The sequence below is a fragment of the Arthrobacter sp. Y3221114 genome (genome assembly GCF_059092625.1).
In genome coordinates this window covers 129,890-145,142 of the sequence record NZ_JBNHHW010000002.1, presented here as the reverse complement: position 1 = coordinate 145,142, position 15,253 = coordinate 129,890, and the positions used below count along the sequence as shown (strand labels likewise).

Below are 15,253 nucleotides of genomic sequence, written 5' to 3'. Positions count from 1 at the left end.
TTAGACCATTTCCCGCGTCTTGTCGTAGCGGATGACCGCCTTGGCGGTGGCGCGCTTGGTCAGCACCTGGATCACGCGCGCCACGGTGCCGGACACCACGGCGAAGGCGACCGCCGCCCGCAGGCTGTTCTCCAGGTCGTCGTCGCTCTTCGGCGCATCTTTTCCGGTGACCATCTTCCAGACAAACCCCAGCAGCTGGCTGGCTGCCAGGCCCGCGCCGATACTCACCAGTGTGCCCAAGAGCCTCAACACAATGTTCATGCCCGCTCCCTTCCGGGGCCGGGGCCCCGTCTCAACTGCTGTTCCGGTTCCCAGCCTACTGCCCGGCACCCGCCCGGGCCGTAAGCCGTCGTGCGTTTTCCAAGGGTCTGAAGCCCGAATCGCCCGCCGCTGCGGGCGAGTGTAGACTGGTGCGTGCTGCTAGACAGCACCTATGACGACAGGGGAGCGTCCGACCGGCCGGTTCACACCGGAGACCGGGAGGGACGCTGAGAGTGCGGATGAACCGCAGACCCTCGAACCTGCTCCGGTTAGTACCGGCGAAGGGAGTCGAGTTCTCGGGGCGCGCCGCATGGCCGCCCTCCCCTCCTGCAACCAGGAGGATCCCAATGAGTACCGTTTCGAATGCACCCGCCACGCCCACCCCTGCCCGGAAGCCGCGGTACGGCTGGCGGGTGGTGGACATTGTCGTGGCCTCGGTGGTCGCCGTGGCCGTCGGCGTCATCTTCTGGGCCTGGTCGGCGGGCTGGCCGCTGATCGAGGGCCTGACCCTTGCCTTCCCGCCGTCCGCCGGACTGTACACCGGCGGTTGGCTGATGGCCGGCGTGCTGGGCGGGCTGATCATCCGCAAGCCCGGCGCGGCCCTCTACTGCGAGATGCTGGCCGCCATTGTTTCCGCGCTGTTGGGCACGAGCTTCGGGATGACTGTCCTGGTCTCCGGCCTGATCCAGGGACTGGGGGCCGAGGTCGTCTTCCTGCTCTTCCTGTACCGCAAGTTCAACCTCGGCGTGGCGCTGCTGGCCGGCCTGGGCGCAGGCCTGGCACTGTCCATCAGCGAGAACATCCTCTACAACATGCTCTGGGCCGCCGAGTGGCAGCTGGCCTACGTGGGCTTCGCCGCCGTGTCCGGCGTCGTGATTGCCGGGCTGCTGCCGTGGCTGGCGGTCAGGGGCCTGGCGAAGACGGGCGTGCTGTCCTCCTTCGCCGCGGGACGCTCGGCCGACGTCTGAGCCGGTCCATGGGAGAGCAGAGTACGACGGCGGTGCCCGGGCCCGTGCCGGTCCACGCCGAGGGGTGGGGCTGGCGGCATGCCGGCCGCAAGGATCCGGCGGTGCGCGGGGCCAGTTTCAGCATCGCCCCGGAGGAACGGGTACTGTTGCTGGGCGCCTCCGGGGCCGGCAAGTCCACGCTGCTGCACGCCCTGGCCGGCGTCCTCGGCGACGAGGGCGAGGGCGAGGAGACCGGCCGGCTCACCGTGGCGGGTGTCCGTCCCTCCGAGGCCCGCGGCCGGGCCGGCCTTGTGCTGCAGGATCCGGAGAGCCAGCTGGTGCTGGCCCGGGTGGGCGACGAGGTGGCGTTCGGAGCGGAGAACCTGTCGCTGCCGCGCACGCAGATCTGGGACAGGGTCCGCGATTCCCTGGCCGATGTCGGCCTGACGGTACCGCTGGATCACCCCACCTCGGCGCTGTCCGGGGGCCAGAAGCAGCGGCTTGCGCTGGCCTCCGTCCTGGCCATGCGGCCGGGGCTGCTGCTGCTGGACGAGCCGACCGCGAACCTGGACCCGGACGGCGTGCAGGAAGTACGCGACGCCGTGGCCCGGGTGCTGGACCGCACCGGCGCCACCCTGGTGGTGGTCGAGCACCGGGTGGCTGTCTGGGCGGACGTGGTGGACCGAGTGATCGTCCTCGCGGCCGGCGGCGGCGTGCTGGCCGACGGGCCGCCGGGCACCGTGCTCGCCGAGAGCGCCACCCGCGCCCGGTTGATCGACGCCGGCGTCTGGGTTCCCGGACACACCCCGGGGCTGGACCTGCCCCCGGCGCCGTCCCCGGGCGGGCCGTTGCTGCGGGCGGCGGCGCTGGACGTGTCGCGTAACCGGAGGGCCGCACCGGTGCTGTGCGGGGTGGACCTGGACCTGTTGGCCGGGCAGGCGCTCAGCATCACCGGCGCGAACGGCGCCGGCAAATCCACGCTGGCACTCACCCTCGCCGGCCTGGTGCCGCCCGCAGGAGGGGAGCTGTCGGCGACACCGGCCTTGCACCGCGGCGCCGGCCTGTCACCGGCAAAGTGGAAGTCCGCGCAGCTGGTGACCCGGATCGGCAGCGTCTTCCAGGAACCGGAACACCAGTTCCTCACCGGCACGGTGCTTGACGAACTTGAGTTTGGCCCGCGCCGCGTGGCCAAACTGCCCGAGGCGACGGTCCGGCAGCGGGTGGACACGATCGCCGAGCGGCTCCGGCTGACCCGCCTGCTGCAGGCCAACCCGTTCACCCTCTCCGGCGGCGAGAAACGCAGGCTCTCGGTTGCCACCATGCTGGCCACCAGCCCGGACATCCTGGTGCTGGACGAGCCGACCTTCGGACAGGACGCCAACACCTGGGCCGAGCTGGTCACGCTGCTGGCCGAGCTGGTGGCCGATGGCAGGAGCGTGGTCTCGGTGACGCACGACGCCGATTTCACCGCGGCGCTCGGCGGTGCCGGCATACGGGTGGCAGACGGCGGCGTGCGCCCGGCCCAGCCGCTTCGGAGGGCAGCATGAACATGGACCTGCTGACCCCCCGGCTGGCAGCCTCCCCGTTCGGCCGCGCCAACCCGGTATCAAAGCTGGCAGCCGCCACCCTGATCACCGTGGTGGTCATGCTCAGTGTGGACTGGGTCAGCGCCTCCGTGGTGCTGGCCGCCGAACTGTTGCTGATGCCCGTGCTGGGCGTCAAGCCGTGGGTGCTGCTCAAGCGCGGCTGGCCGCTGCTGGCGGCGGCTGCCGTCGGGGCCTGGGCAACGGCCTTGCTGGCCGAGAAGACCGGGGCCGTGCTGTTCCAGTTCGGTCCGCTGATCTTCACCGAGGACTCGGTGGCCGGAGGCGTTGCCATCGGCCTGCGTTCGCTCGCCGTGGCGCTGCCGGGCATTTTCCTGCTCCTGACGACCGACCCCACGGATCTGGCGGACGCCCTGGCGCAGAAGCTGAAGCTGCCCCACCGCTTCGTGCTGGGAGCGCTGGCCGCCATGCGGTTGGTGGGGCTGCTCGTAGAGGAATGGCGGATTCTCGGTTTGGCGCGCCGCGCCCGCGGTGTCGGAGCGGAGAACCGGCCGCTGGCCAAGGCTGGTGCGTTCGTAGGCCAGGCGTTCGGCCTGATCGTGCAGGCCATCCGCCGTGCCACCCGGCTGGCCGTCGCCATGGAGGCCCGCGGCTTCGGCGCCGGGCCCAGGACCTGGGCGCGGGAATCCACCTACAGCGTGGTGGATGTTTGGGTGTTGCTGGGTGGCGCGGTCATTGCCGGAGCGGCAGCCGCCGCCGCCGTGGCCGCCGGGACCTGGAACTTCATCTTCGTGTGAACCGGGGCCCGGCGGGCCCCGGCCGTCCCATGAAAGCCGGGGTCCGCCGTTCCGTTCGGGGCTACGGCTTGAGCACCACCTTGATGCAGCCGTCCTCCTTCTTCTGGAACTTCTCGTACATCTCCGGAGCCTGCTCCAGCGGAACCTGGTGGGTCGCCAGGTCGAGCACGCCCAGCGGGTCCGACGGGTCGTCGACCAGCGGCAGCAGGTCATCAATCCACCGCTTCACGTTGCACTGGCCCATCCGCAGCTGGAGCTGCTTGTCGAACATGGTCAGCATCGGCAGGGGGTCCTTCATCCCGCCGTACACGCCGCTGATCGAGATCGTGCCGCCGCGCCGGACGGCGTCGATCGCGGTGTAGAGCGCGTCGAGCCTGTCCACTCCGGCTGTCTCCATCGCCTTGCGGCCCAGGGCGGACGGCAGCAGCCCCACCGCCTGGTGGACCGCGCCTGCCACGGGCGAGCCGTGCGCCTCCATGCCCACCGCATCCACCACCGAGTCCGGCCCGCGGCCGTTCGTGCGCTCCCGCAGTTCGTCCGCGACGTCGCCGTGCAGGTCCAGCGTCTCGATGCCGTGACGCTCCGCCATTGCTCGCCGCTCCGCGACGGGGTCCACCGCGAGCACGCGGAAGCCGAGGTGCCGGCCGATCCGAGCGGACATCTGGCCGATAGGGCCAAGGCCCAGTACAGCCAGGGAACCGCCTTCCGGTGGGGCCGCGTACTGCACGGCCTGCCAGGCGGTGGGAACCACATCGGAGAGGTACAGATAGCGCTCGTCCTCACCGGTCTGGGGCACCTTGATGGGCCCGTAGTCGGCGTGCGGGACACGCAGGTACTCGGCTTGCCCGCCGGGCACGGAGCCGTAGAGCCGCGAGTAGCCCAGGAACTGTGCATTGTTGTTGTACTCGCGGACCTGGGTGGTTTCGCACTGGGACTGCAGACCGTTCCGGCACATGAAGCAGTGGCCGCAGGAGACGTTGAACGGGATGACCACCCGGTCCCCGGCCTTAATGTGGGTGACGGCCGAGCCGACTTCCTCCACTATCCCCATGGGCTCGTGTCCGATGATGTCGCCCTTGTCCATGAACGGAGTGAGCACCTCGTAAAGGTGCAGGTCCGAGCCGCAGATGCCGGTCGAGGTGATCCGCACGATCGCGTCCGTGGGCTCCTGGATCCGCGGATCCGGGACCTCCTCCACGCTGACCGAGCGCTTTCCCTGCCACGTCAAAGCCTTCATTGCCCTCCTTCTCAGGGCTGCCGCCCCGGACGGAACGACAGCATGCTGATCTTTCGGTCAATCGACCCTAACATCGCAGTAGCGCGGTGTTCCAAGCAGATCATCCTGGAGGCTGTTTCCGCAGCGGCAGCCCCCCCGCCCTACGAACCGACCAGGACGAAAACGTTGCCGTCGGGCGCACGCATCACGGCCACGTGCCCTGACTCGGTCGCGAAGGGCGCCTCTATCCATTCCACCCCGCCGTTGGAAGACAGCTCCTCGTAGGCGCGCCGGACATCGCCCACGAATACCTCGACCTCCAGGCGCCGGTTATCGGGGTTGTCGCTGAGAACGAGTTCGGAACTGTTCCCGCCCGGAAAACGCATGCCCACCAGGGTCCATGCCAGTCCTGCTGGAGTCTCGCGGTTGATCCGCCAGGACTCCCGCATCCCGAGCCCGGCATAGAACCTGACGGAGGCCTCAACGTCGACCGTCGGAACGCAGACGCATTCAAGCTTCAAGAACATCGGCGGTGGCTCCTGGGATACTCGGTCGGGACAGCGTCAAGCGGATGACTCCGGCCGGCTACTCCCGGCTGCCCTGGGCCAGCAGCGCTGTCAGCTCCTCCGTCAGGTCGGGCGAGACGGGGATTTCCTTGCCGTCGATGCTCTTGACCGGGGCGAGCAGGCGGATACTTGACACCAGCCAGACGGCGTCGGCTTCGTAGAGATCGTGCGGCTCCAGCGGACCGTAGCCCAACTGCCAGCCGGCAGCTTCCGCCTCCTTGAACAGCACCGACTGGGAAGTGCCCGGCAGGATGCCGCTCTCCAGCAGCGGCGTCACCAAAGTCTTTACGCCGTCGCGCACCCGCGCCATCAGCACGGTGGAGGTGGGCCCTTCGAGCACGCGGCCGTCGCTGGACGTGAAGATGGCGTCGTCGGCGCCGTTCTTGTGCGCATAACGCAATGCGGCCATGTTGACCGCGTAGGAAAGCGTCTTGGCCCCCATCAGCAACCACGGGGCGCGTTCGGCCAGCGAGCTGTCGTACCCGCGGTCGAGCAGCAGCACGGAAATGCCGTCGGTGCGCTGGCGCCGTCCGGCCGCCGGCGGCCGGGAAGCCTGGACCCAGGCCGTGGGCGTGGAAGCGCCTTCCACGCCGCGGGTCACCAGCAGCTTGATCACCAGTTCTTCGACGGGCGGGTGCTCGGCGATCGCCGTCGCAATGGCACGCTCCCAGGCGTCCGGGGCGGGAAGCTGCAGGCCCATGATTCGGGCCGAACTGGCCAGCCGGTCCAAGTGCGCCTGCAGCTTGCGAGGGGCCCCGTTGACTGCCAGCAGGGACTCGAAGATGCCGTCCCCGCGGGTGGCGCCGAGATCGGTGGCCATCAGCTGAGGTCGGGAAGCATCTGCGACGCGGCCCGCCTCGTGGGCAGGGTCCAAAAACACCAGAACTGTCATGGCTACAGCTTAGTTAGTTTGCCCCCAAACGCCGGGTAGGCTGGGAGGATTGCGCCGGCACACGGCGGGAGGGGAGGAACAGCCGCGTGCTGTGGTCGTTTGCGGGGCTGGGCACATTCCCCGATTGGGCCGTCGCCATTCTGGGCGTGGTCGATATGGCCATCCGCATCATTGCACTGGGCGTGATCCCGGGGAACCGCCGCCCCAATACCGCCATGGCCTGGCTGCTGGCCATCTTCTTCATCCCGCTGATCGGCCTGTTGCTCTTTTTCATGTTCGGCAGGTACCGCCTCTCGGAGCGCCGGATCGCCAAGCAGTCGGAGATTAACAGCCGGGTGTGGGCCGCCACCCGGAACCTCAAGGAGCCCAGCAGCGAGCAGGAAGCGCCGGCGTGGGTGCATTCGGCGGCGGAGTTGAACCGGCGGCTCGGCGCGTTCCCCATGGTGGACAGCAACCACGTGGAGCTGTACTCGGACTACGACGAGTCCATTGCCGCGATGACCGAGGCCGTGCGCGAGGCGCGTGAGTTCGTGAACATCGAGTTCTATATCATGAGCCGCGACGAAACCACCGGCAAGCTCTTCACCGCCTTGGAAGAAGCCGCCGCCCGGGGTGTCCGCGTGCGCCTGTTGTTCGACCACATCGGCACCCTCCGCGTCGCCGGCTACCGCAAGTTCCGCCGTTGGCTGGAGACCACCGACATCGACTGGCGCCGGATGCTGCCGGTGCTGCCGGTCCGCGGCCAGTGGCGCCGGATCGACCTGCGCAACCACCGCAAAATCCTGGTGGTGGACGGCCGTGTGGCGTTCACCGGATCGCAGAACCTGATCGAGCCCGGCTACCGCCGCACTTCCAGCCATAAGATCGGCCGCAAATGGGTGGAACTGATGGCGCGCTACGAAGGCCCCATCGTCACCGCGCTGAACGTTGTGTTCGCCACCGACTGGTCCAGCGAAACCGACGACACGCTCGAAGGCGAGTTGTTCACCCCGGCCCCGTTCCGCGAGCCCGGCCCCATGACCTGCCAGGCCCTGCCCAGCGGTCCCGGCTTCGCAACCGAGAACAACCTGCGCCTGTTCAACACGCTCATCTATGCGGCGGTGGAGCGGCTGTCCATCTGCAGCCCGTACTTCGTACCGGACGACTCGCTGCTCTATGCCATTACGACGGCGGCCCAGCGCGGCGTCGAGGTCGAATTGTTCGTGTCCGAACGCGGCGACCAACTGCTGGTCCATCACGCCCAGCAGTCCTACTATCAGGCGCTGCTGGAGGCCGGCGTGCGGATCTACCGCTACCCGAAGCCGCTGGTGCTGCACGCCAAGCACTTCACCGTGGACAATGAGGTCGCGGTCATCGGCTCCAGCAACATGGACATGCGGTCCTTCTCCCTCAACATGGAGGTCTCCGTGATGATGCTCGGGGACCACATCGTCGAGCGGGTGTCGGAGATTCAGGACAGCTATCGGGTGGTTTCGCGGGAGCTCACGCTGGAGGAGTGGAGGCAGCGGCCCCGCTGGCAGCGCTACGTGGACAACGTGGCCCGGCTGACGGCAACGCTGCAGTAGCCGCGCCCCGCCGCCCCCCGGCGAGCCGGCGGGGTAGCCGCGCCCCGCCGCCCCCCGGCGAGCCGGCGGGGCGGCCGCGCGCCCCGCCGGCACACCGGGTGTCACGACCGCCGGGCGTCCGGCGAGTGCCTATTCCGGCCAGGCGGAGTTCTGGATGATGTCCACGAAGTCGATGCGGCGGAAGCCGGGGCTGAAGTGCTCGAGCACGTCGGCGTTGACATTGCCGAAGGTAGTCTCCGGGCGGTGCTTGTTGCCGTCCGTGAAGGCGGCCAGGATCCGCCGCTTGAAGTCCGGGCGCGGGTGCGCCGCGGTTACCGCGTCGATGTCGTCCCGCGTGAGGTCCTGGTAGCCGAGCCCCAGGACATCGGTCGCGACGCCGGCGGTCACCAGCGCGATTTCCGGATCCATGAATTCAGGCACCCCCGGCGTGGTGTGGAGCGCGATGGCGGTCCACACCTTGGCCGCGTCCGCCTCGGGGCGCCCCTGCTCCAGCAGGAAGGACTTCGCGGCATTGGCGCCGTCGACCTCGAAGCGCAGGGTGTCGGTGCCATAGGTGCCGGTGAGGCCCAGATCGTGGAAGAGCGCGCCGACGTAGAGCAGCTCGTGGTCGACGTCGAGGCCGAGCCGCCGGCCCTGAAGGGCGCCGAAGAGGTACACCCGCCGGGAATGGTCGAACAGCAGGTCGTCGGTGGTATCGCGGACCAACTCGGTCGCCTTCCGAACGAGTTCCGTGTCCGGAATGGTAATGCCGGCGATGACTTCTGCCATGGTTGTCTCCTTTGTCCAGAGGCATGGGAATGTGCCTTGCTTCCCATACTGCCCGGCCACCGGCAGCCGGGCACCGTCACAAAGGACGACAATCCCTCGGATTCGGCCAACGGCGTTGCCGCTCAGCCGTTCTTCGCCGTGGACCGGAAACGCTGCTGGTATTTCGACGGCGGCACGCCGATCCGTGCCACGAAGGTCCGCCGCAGCGCTTCGGAGTTGCCGAACCCCGAGCGTTCGGCTGCCTCGGTGACGCTGTACCCCGAGTCCAGCAGCGCCTTGGCGGTGTCGAAGCGGACGAGCTCCACATACTTCGCCGGGGTCGTCTGCAGTTCTTCACGGAAGAGCCGCGTCAGGTGCCGCACGCTCAGGTTGGCGTCCCGGGCGAGGGCCGGAACAGAGAGCACCGCCGCCGGATCGGCGCGCACGGCGTCGAGCGCCGGCCGCAGGGGCGAGGACTTGGGCGGATCCCCCTGGAGCGGCGCCGAAAACTGCGACTGTCCGCCGGAGCGCTGCATGTACACCACGAGGGAGCGGGCCACCTCGCGGGCCAGATCCGGGCCGTGGTCCTCTTCGATCAGCGCAAGGGCCAGGTCGATGCCGGCCGTGACGCCGGCCGAAGTGTGGATCCGGCCGTCGCTGACGAAGATGGCGTCCGGCTCCACCCGCGTTGCCGGATAACGCCTGGCCAGCTCACGGGTGTGTTTCCAGTGCGTCGTCGCCCGGCGCCCGTCCAGCAGTCCCGCCGCCGCCAGAACGAAGGCGCCGGTGCAAATCGAGGACATTCGCCGGGTGTTGTCGGCAAGATGTCCGGCGGCGGCGACGAGCCCGGCGTGAAGTTGGTGCTCGGGCAGGGCATCCCCGCCGGCTACCAGGACCGTGTGGAAGTTTCCGGCGCCGGCCGCGACGGCATCCACCGATACCCGCAGCCCTACCGACGAGGCGACGTCATTCCCGTCCGGTGACAGGAAAATGAGTTCGTAGGAGCCGCCGAGGCGGTTCGCCTCGGCGAATGCCTCCGCCGGGCCGGCGACATCGAGAAGCTTCACCCCGTCGAAGACCAAAATGCCCACCCGGGCGGTCATCCCGCCACCGGCTGCTTCCACGATTCCTCGATTCTGGTCACCGGCTCCACGAGCCGTCCACGTCTACCGGCACAGTTATGCGCTACTCCGGGAACGCTGCCCCGAGCGCGGAAAGCACCCCGTAGGCCTTGGCCCGGACCTCGTCCCATTCGTCCTCGGGAACCGAGTCCGCCGTGATCGCGCCGCCAACCCCCAGGCTCAGCCGGTTGCCGTCCATCACGAGGGTGCGGATCACCACGGACAGGTCCGCCGCCCCGTCCAGCGAAAAGTAGCCCACGGCACCGGCGTAGACGCCGCGCGGTCCGGTCTCCAGCCGGTCCAGGATGTCCATGGTGCTGATCTTCGGTGCGCCCGTCATCGACCCGGCGGGAAACGCCGCCGCCACGGCCTCGGCCCGCACCGCCCCGGGCAACAGCTGCGCGTCGATCGTGGACACCATCTGGTGCACCGTCGCGTAGGACTCGATGGCGCACAGCCTGCTGACCTGCAGCGAGCCCGGCACCGCGAAGTGGCTCAGGTCGTTGCGCAGCAGGTCCACGATCATGATGTTCTCGGCGCGGTCCTTCGCGCTGCCGGCGAGCTCCTCGACGACGGCGGCATCGGCGTCGGGATCCGCAAGACGGCGCCGCGTGCCCTTGATCGGTTCGGCCCGCAGCCGCCCGCCGGCATCGAGGCCCAGGAAACGCTCGGGCGACGTGCTGGCCACCGTGAGCCGCCCGAACCGCAGGAGGCTGGCGAAGGGCGCGGGATTGCGGCTGCGGAGGGTCAGGTAGGTGTCCAGCGGATCCAGCTGTTCCGCCGCAGTCGCGTGCAGCAAGGTGGTCAGGCAGACCTCGTAGGTGTTGCCCTCGGCGATCTCGGCCTGCGCCTCCCGAATCTTGGCCAGGTAGGCTTCGCGCGTGTCGCGGGACCGGAAGCCCAAGGCCGTTGGACGCGCAACCGGATCCGGGGTAGGGCCGGCGGCTGCCGGCAGGCCGCGGATCACCGCTGCGGTCGCCGCGATCCAGTCGGCGGCGCCGTCCCCCGCGGAAGGGCCGGCAAGGGCGAGCAGCCAGGTGCACCGCCGCTCGTGGTCCAGCACGATGGCGCGGCCGGCGAACAGCAGCGCGGCATCCGGCGCGCCGTCCGGTGCCGCGGCGCCAGTGTCCGCGCCCCCGGTCTCGCGCTTGAGCTCGTATCCCAGGTAGCCCATCCAGCCCAGGGCGAAGCTCCCGGGGACCTCGTCCGGCAGGGTGACGATGCGGCGTCCCCACACGGTGTCCAGCCAGCGGAAGAAGCCGCCACGGATCCGGGCCGTGGCGTTGCCCTGGCCAACCACGGTGGTGCCGTTGCGGTGTTCCGCCCAGGCGCCGAAGCCGCCGCCGTCGTCGGCCAGGATGCTGATCCGGTTTCGGTCAGCGGATTCGTGGGTGTTGGAGCTATCCAGCCAGACGCTGCGGCCGGAGCCGGCGTACAGGCGCCGGTAGATGCCTTCGGCGTCCGGGTAAGCGGCCAGGCGTTCGGCGACCAGGCGGACGCCCTCGCGGGCCGCCCGCTCCGGGGCCAGGGCGTGTTCGAGGGCCGGTACCGAGGCCAGCGCTCGGAGCACCTGCCGGGGATCGGTGCCGGAGGGACCGGATTCGACGACGACGTCCGCCGCCGCCGCGACGTCGTCGGCGGCCAGCCAGGCCTCTTCCTGGTCGGCCCAGACGTCCCAGAAAGGTTCATACGTAGCGCCGTCCCGGGACAGGGCGCGTGTGCGCCGGTCGGCGGAGGGCGCCTGCAGCCAGATCACGGCGTCGAGGAGCCCGCGGGCGGCGGCATGGGCGGCACCGACGCCCTCGAACACCACCACGTCGGCCGGCTCCGTGGTGCGGGAGGCGCCGTCGTCGTCCTTGTCCCAGTCCCAAGCGGTCCAGAGCGCGGTATCCCCGGCGGCCAGGGGCCGCAGCACGGTCTCCAAGTACCGCTGCTGCCCGCCGGCCAAGCCGTGCCAGCCCGGGTAGATGTCCTCCAGATGGAACAGCGATACCGTGCGATGGACCCGCAGCATCGCCGCCAGTTCCACCGCCAGCGTTGTCTTGCCTGCCCCCGAGCGCCCGTCGACGGCGATCAGGACGGGCTTAGTGCGCACGGGTTTCCCCGCAGCCGGACGCGGTAGCGGCCCGGCCCGGGGAATGCCCCCGGACCGTATCGCGGCGGCAGGGGCTGCCGGCGCTGACTGCGATGTTGCGATACATGTCTTCGAGTCTATGAGAACCCGGCTACAGGAACGCCAGCATGAGGCCGACGGCGATGAACAAGGTGCCGAAGACCCGGTTCATCAACATCAGCCCGCGCACTGTCCGGGTGAAGCGCTGGAAGGACCGGGCCGCGGCGGCGAAGAAGAACCACACCACCAGGATGTCCACCACCACCACGGTGGCGATCAGGATCAAGTACTGCGGCAGTTGGGGCTGGTCCAGCCGGATGAAGCCGGGCATGAACGCCAGGAAGAAGACGATCGCCTTCGGGTTGAGCAGGTTGACCCAGAGACCGCGCCGGAACATGGAGAAGGCGGGCTCGTTGCGGCGCGACTCTTCGATTTCCGCGCCGCCCGTCGGCTTGGCAAAGAACTGGCGCAGGCCCAGGTAGATCAGGTACGCCGCACCCGCGTACTTGATGGCGGCGAACAGCATCGGCGAATTGGAGACCAGCAAGCCCAGGCCCAGCGCCACGATCACCACGTGGACGACCAGGGCGGCCTGCTGGCCCAGGATTCCCCAGATGGAGCGGCGGAAGCCGGCATTGAGCGAGTTGCTCATGGTGTTGATGGCACCGGCGCCGGGGGTGAAGCTGATGACCACGGTGGCGCCGAGCAGCGCCAGCCATAACGAGATTTGCACCAGATGATCCTACGGTGCGGCCCGGCCGCTTCCGGTCAGCGGGCCTCGAGCACGGCCATGGCCGCGTTGTGGCCGCCCAGGCCGCTGACTCCGCCGCCGCGCCGCGCGCCGGCCCCGCACAGCAGGATCCGCTCGTGCGCCGTGGCCACGCCCCAGCGCCGGGCCGGCGTGTCGAGCGGTTCGTCGTCTTCGGCGAACGGCCAGTCCAGGGGGCCGTGGAAGATGCTGCCGCCGGTCATGTTCAACGCCTGCTGGAGGTCCAGGGTGGTCTTGGTTTCGATGCACGGCTCGCCGCGTTGATCGCGCAGGATGCAGTCCTCGATCGGCTCGGCGAGCACGGAATTGAGCGAGGCCAGCACGGCGTCCTGGAGCCGCTGCCGCATCGCGTCGTTGTTCTCCTCGGTGATCAGCCGGTGCGGGGTCTGGAGCGTGAACACGGTGAGCGTGTGGGCGCCGGCTGCCTGCAGTTCGGGCGAGAGGATGGACGGGTCGGTCAGGGAGTGGCAGTAAATCTCGGCGGGCAGCGGAACCGGCACCCGGCCCGCGGCCGCTTCGGCAGCGGCCGCTTCCAGCTGGGAGTACAACTCGTTGATATGGAAGGTGCCGCCGAAGGCCGCCTCCGGCGCCACCGAGCCCTCCCGCAGCTTCGGAAGCCGGGACAGCAGCAGGTTCACCTTCGCCTGCGCGCCTTCCGGAGCCGCGTCCGGCCGGGTGGCCGGGCCGGCGCCGCCGGCGGCCAGCAGCCCGTTGAGCACGGCGGGGGAGACGTTGGCGAGTACCCGTTCCGCCGAGACGACGACGCCGCCCGCACCGCCGTCGTCGTACCTCACCTCGCCCTCGGGGGAGACGGAGGTGACCCGCGCCCGGGTCCGCAGCTCCGCGCCGGCGCTGCGGGCCGCCTTTTCCAGCGCCGCGGTGACTGCACCCATGCCGCCCTCGGGCACGTCCCAGTCACCGGTACCGCCGCCGATCACGTGGTACAGGAAGCATTTGTTCTGCTGCAGCGAGGCGTCGTGGGCGCCGGCAAAGGTGCTGATCAGGGCGTCGGTGAGCACCACCCCGCGGACCAGGTCCGAGCCGAAATTGCGCTCGACCACCTCGCCGATCGGCCGGTCGATGAAGTCGTGCCAGGCCTCGTCGTCGCCGACCCGGCTGCGCACCTCGGAGCGGCGCAGCAGCGGTTCGGTGACCGAGGGCCAGAGGGCCCGGGCCAGCCGGTTGGTGCGCTGATAGAACCCGGTGAAGGGCTCGAAGTCGGTTGCCGCGCCCACCGCGGCGAAGGACGAGCGGGTGGCGTCCGGGTCCTGGTTGTCCACCAGCAGGCCCGTCGCGGCCCCGGGCAGGGGGGTGTAGGACGAGAAGCGCCGGCGCAGCAGCCGCAGGTCCAGCTGCAGATCCTCGATGATGCGCCGCGGCAGCAGGCTGACCAGGTACGAATAGCGCGAGATGCGGGCCCCGGTGCCGGGAAAGACTTCTGCCGAAACCGCGGCTCCGCCGACCTGGTCCTCGCGTTCGAGCACGAGCACCCGGCGCCCCGCGCGCGCAAGGTAGGCGGCCGCCACCAAGCCGTTGTGGCCGCCGCCGGCGATGATCACGTCGTAGTGCTCGGGCATGTCAGTCCTTCCGTCCCGCCGGCGGGGATCAGGGTTTGCGGGCCAGGATCTCGCCGTTGGGGATCAGGAACCACGCATCCGGGGCGGCTGCCCACGTCAGCCAGCCGCGGGCAATGCGTTCCAGCCCGGCCCGGTCGATCAGCCCCCGCTCCAGCGACTGTTCGGCGTAGCCGGAGTGCAGGACCCGCTCGGACCAGACGTCGCCCTGCCAGCGGCGCTGCTCCTCGGTGGCATACAGCCAGTTGGACGACGACGGAGTGATGTCGTGGAAGCCTGCCGCCTGCGCCCAGGAGATGAGGTGCCGGCCGGCATCCGGTTCCGCGCGGTTGCCGCGGGCGAGCTGCTGGTAGGTGTCCATCCAGTCGTCGAGTTCGGGCAGTTCCGGGTACCAGCTCATGCCGTGGAAGTCGGCGTCCCGGACGGCCACGATGCCGCCGGGCTTGACCACACGCCGCATCTCGTAGAGCGCGGCGACCGGGTCGGTCAGGTGCTGGAGGACCTGGTGGGCGTGCACCACGTCGAAAGTATCGTCGTCGAACTCGAGGTCGTAGATGTTGCCGGCGACGAAGGTTGCGTTCTCGATCCCGCGCAGGGCGGCGAGTTCGGCCGCCTGGGTCAGGACGTCGTCGGACCGGTCCAATCCGGTCACCTGTCCCGGGGCCACCCGTTCTGCCAGGTCCACGGTGATGCTGCCCGGGCCGCAGCCCACGTCCAGCAGCATCATCCCGGGCTTGAGCTCCGGCAGCAGGTACGCCGCGCAGTCCTCGGCCGTCCGGATCGCATGGGCTTTGACCACGCTCTTGTGGTGTCCGTGTGAGTAGACCTCGTCCTTCATAGTGGGAGACTACTCCGCGCCCCAGCGGCCACGTAGCTGCCGTGCCGGAATGTTGCGCTATTTGTCGGCCGCGGTGACCTCGGAACAGGCGGCTTCGGTGGCGGCGATGATGGCCGCCAAACAACCGCCCTGCCGCTGCCGCCCGCCGCGGGTCCCGCTACCCATCGAGCCAAACTTGAGTCCGGTGCGCTCAACTTGATTGACAATGGCCGTCGTCCGAGTAAACTTGAGTGCAGAAGGCTCACATCGGCTGCCGCCCACAGCGGCGCCGCCCGGGTACGCCCGGGTGATGGGCCGCCACAG

14 protein-coding genes and 1 riboswitch are annotated in these 15,253 nt (G+C 69.5%); of the genes, 4 read left to right on the top strand and 10 right to left on the bottom strand.

Annotated elements, in window-relative coordinates; all coding sequences use genetic code 11:
- On the bottom strand, nucleotides 1–261 hold the full coding sequence (locus AC5RV3_RS04700; RefSeq protein WP_494112847.1) for a DUF4235 domain-containing protein: 261 nt from the start codon (nucleotides 259–261) through the stop codon (nucleotides 1–3).
- A gap of 170 nt (nucleotides 262–431) precedes the next feature.
- Nucleotides 432–565, top strand: a riboswitch (TPP riboswitch).
- Nucleotides 566–608: 43 nt separating this feature from the next.
- Here AC5RV3_RS04700 and AC5RV3_RS04695 point away from each other — a divergent pair.
- The 3 genes from AC5RV3_RS04695 to AC5RV3_RS04685 are packed head-to-tail and all read left to right on the top strand — an operon-like array spanning nucleotide 609 to nucleotide 3,549.
- Nucleotides 609–1,229 (top strand): ECF transporter S component, encoded by a 621-nt coding sequence (locus tag AC5RV3_RS04695; protein WP_494121131.1) that lies wholly within the window; start codon nucleotides 609–611, stop codon nucleotides 1,227–1,229.
- A gap of 8 nt (nucleotides 1,230–1,237) precedes the next feature.
- Entirely contained in the window at nucleotides 1,238–2,755 is a 1,518-nt protein-coding gene (locus AC5RV3_RS04690) for an ABC transporter ATP-binding protein (RefSeq protein WP_494121130.1), read from the top strand.
- Nucleotides 2,752–3,549 (top strand): energy-coupling factor transporter transmembrane component T family protein, encoded by a 798-nt coding sequence (locus AC5RV3_RS04685; protein ID WP_494121129.1) that lies wholly within the window; start codon nucleotides 2,752–2,754, stop codon nucleotides 3,547–3,549. The genes AC5RV3_RS04690 and AC5RV3_RS04685 overlap by 4 nt, the downstream gene beginning before the upstream one ends.
- Nucleotides 3,550–3,610: 61 nt before the next feature.
- Here AC5RV3_RS04685 and AC5RV3_RS04680 read toward each other — a convergent pair whose 3' ends face one another.
- The 3 genes from AC5RV3_RS04680 to AC5RV3_RS04670 all read right to left on the bottom strand — a co-directional run bounded on the left by AC5RV3_RS04680 (nucleotide 3,611) and on the right by AC5RV3_RS04670 (nucleotide 6,223).
- Nucleotides 3,611–4,786, bottom strand: coding sequence for a zinc-dependent alcohol dehydrogenase (locus AC5RV3_RS04680; protein WP_494121128.1), 1,176 nt, complete (start codon nucleotides 4,784–4,786; stop codon nucleotides 3,611–3,613).
- A gap of 140 nt (nucleotides 4,787–4,926) precedes the next feature.
- A complete protein-coding gene (locus AC5RV3_RS04675) occupies nucleotides 4,927–5,292 on the bottom strand; it encodes a VOC family protein (RefSeq protein WP_494121127.1) in 366 nt (121 codons plus the stop codon).
- A gap of 58 nt (nucleotides 5,293–5,350) precedes the next feature.
- On the bottom strand, nucleotides 5,351–6,223 hold the full coding sequence (locus tag AC5RV3_RS04670; protein ID WP_494121126.1) for an aminodeoxychorismate lyase: 873 nt from the start codon (nucleotides 6,221–6,223) through the stop codon (nucleotides 5,351–5,353).
- Nucleotides 6,224–6,309: 86 nt separating this feature from the next.
- Between AC5RV3_RS04670 and cls the strand changes: the two genes are divergently transcribed.
- Nucleotides 6,310–7,788 carry a cardiolipin synthase gene (cls, locus tag AC5RV3_RS04665; RefSeq protein ID WP_494112854.1) on the top strand — a complete coding sequence of 493 codons (1,479 nt, stop codon included), beginning with the start codon at nucleotides 6,310–6,312 and terminating at the stop codon, nucleotides 7,786–7,788.
- A gap of 129 nt (nucleotides 7,789–7,917) precedes the next feature.
- Here cls and AC5RV3_RS04660 read toward each other — a convergent pair whose 3' ends face one another.
- From AC5RV3_RS04660 to AC5RV3_RS04635, 6 genes are all read right to left on the bottom strand, one after another.
- Nucleotides 7,918–8,556, bottom strand: a complete 639-nt coding sequence (locus AC5RV3_RS04660; RefSeq protein WP_494121125.1) for an HD domain-containing protein — start codon at nucleotides 8,554–8,556, stop codon at nucleotides 7,918–7,920.
- Nucleotides 8,557–8,678: 122 nt separating this feature from the next.
- Nucleotides 8,679–9,659, bottom strand: coding sequence for a GlxA family transcriptional regulator (locus AC5RV3_RS04655; protein WP_494121124.1), 981 nt, complete (start codon nucleotides 9,657–9,659; stop codon nucleotides 8,679–8,681).
- A 61-nt stretch (nucleotides 9,660–9,720) separates the two neighbouring features.
- On the bottom strand, nucleotides 9,721–11,751 hold the full coding sequence (gene pabB / locus AC5RV3_RS04650) for an aminodeoxychorismate synthase component I (protein ID WP_494121123.1): 2,031 nt from the start codon (nucleotides 11,749–11,751) through the stop codon (nucleotides 9,721–9,723).
- A 130-nt stretch (nucleotides 11,752–11,881) separates the two neighbouring features.
- Nucleotides 11,882–12,502 (bottom strand): LysE family transporter, encoded by a 621-nt coding sequence (locus tag AC5RV3_RS04645; RefSeq protein WP_494121122.1) that lies wholly within the window; start codon nucleotides 12,500–12,502, stop codon nucleotides 11,882–11,884.
- A gap of 35 nt (nucleotides 12,503–12,537) precedes the next feature.
- Nucleotides 12,538–14,115: a phytoene desaturase family protein gene (locus tag AC5RV3_RS04640; RefSeq protein ID WP_494121121.1), complete on the bottom strand. Its 1,578-nt coding sequence runs from the start codon at nucleotides 14,113–14,115 to the stop codon at nucleotides 12,538–12,540.
- 28 nt (nucleotides 14,116–14,143) lie between these two features.
- Nucleotides 14,144–14,950 (bottom strand): class I SAM-dependent methyltransferase, encoded by an 807-nt coding sequence (locus tag AC5RV3_RS04635; protein WP_494113830.1) that lies wholly within the window; start codon nucleotides 14,948–14,950, stop codon nucleotides 14,144–14,146.
- Between the last annotated feature and the right edge of the window lie 303 nt (nucleotides 14,951–15,253).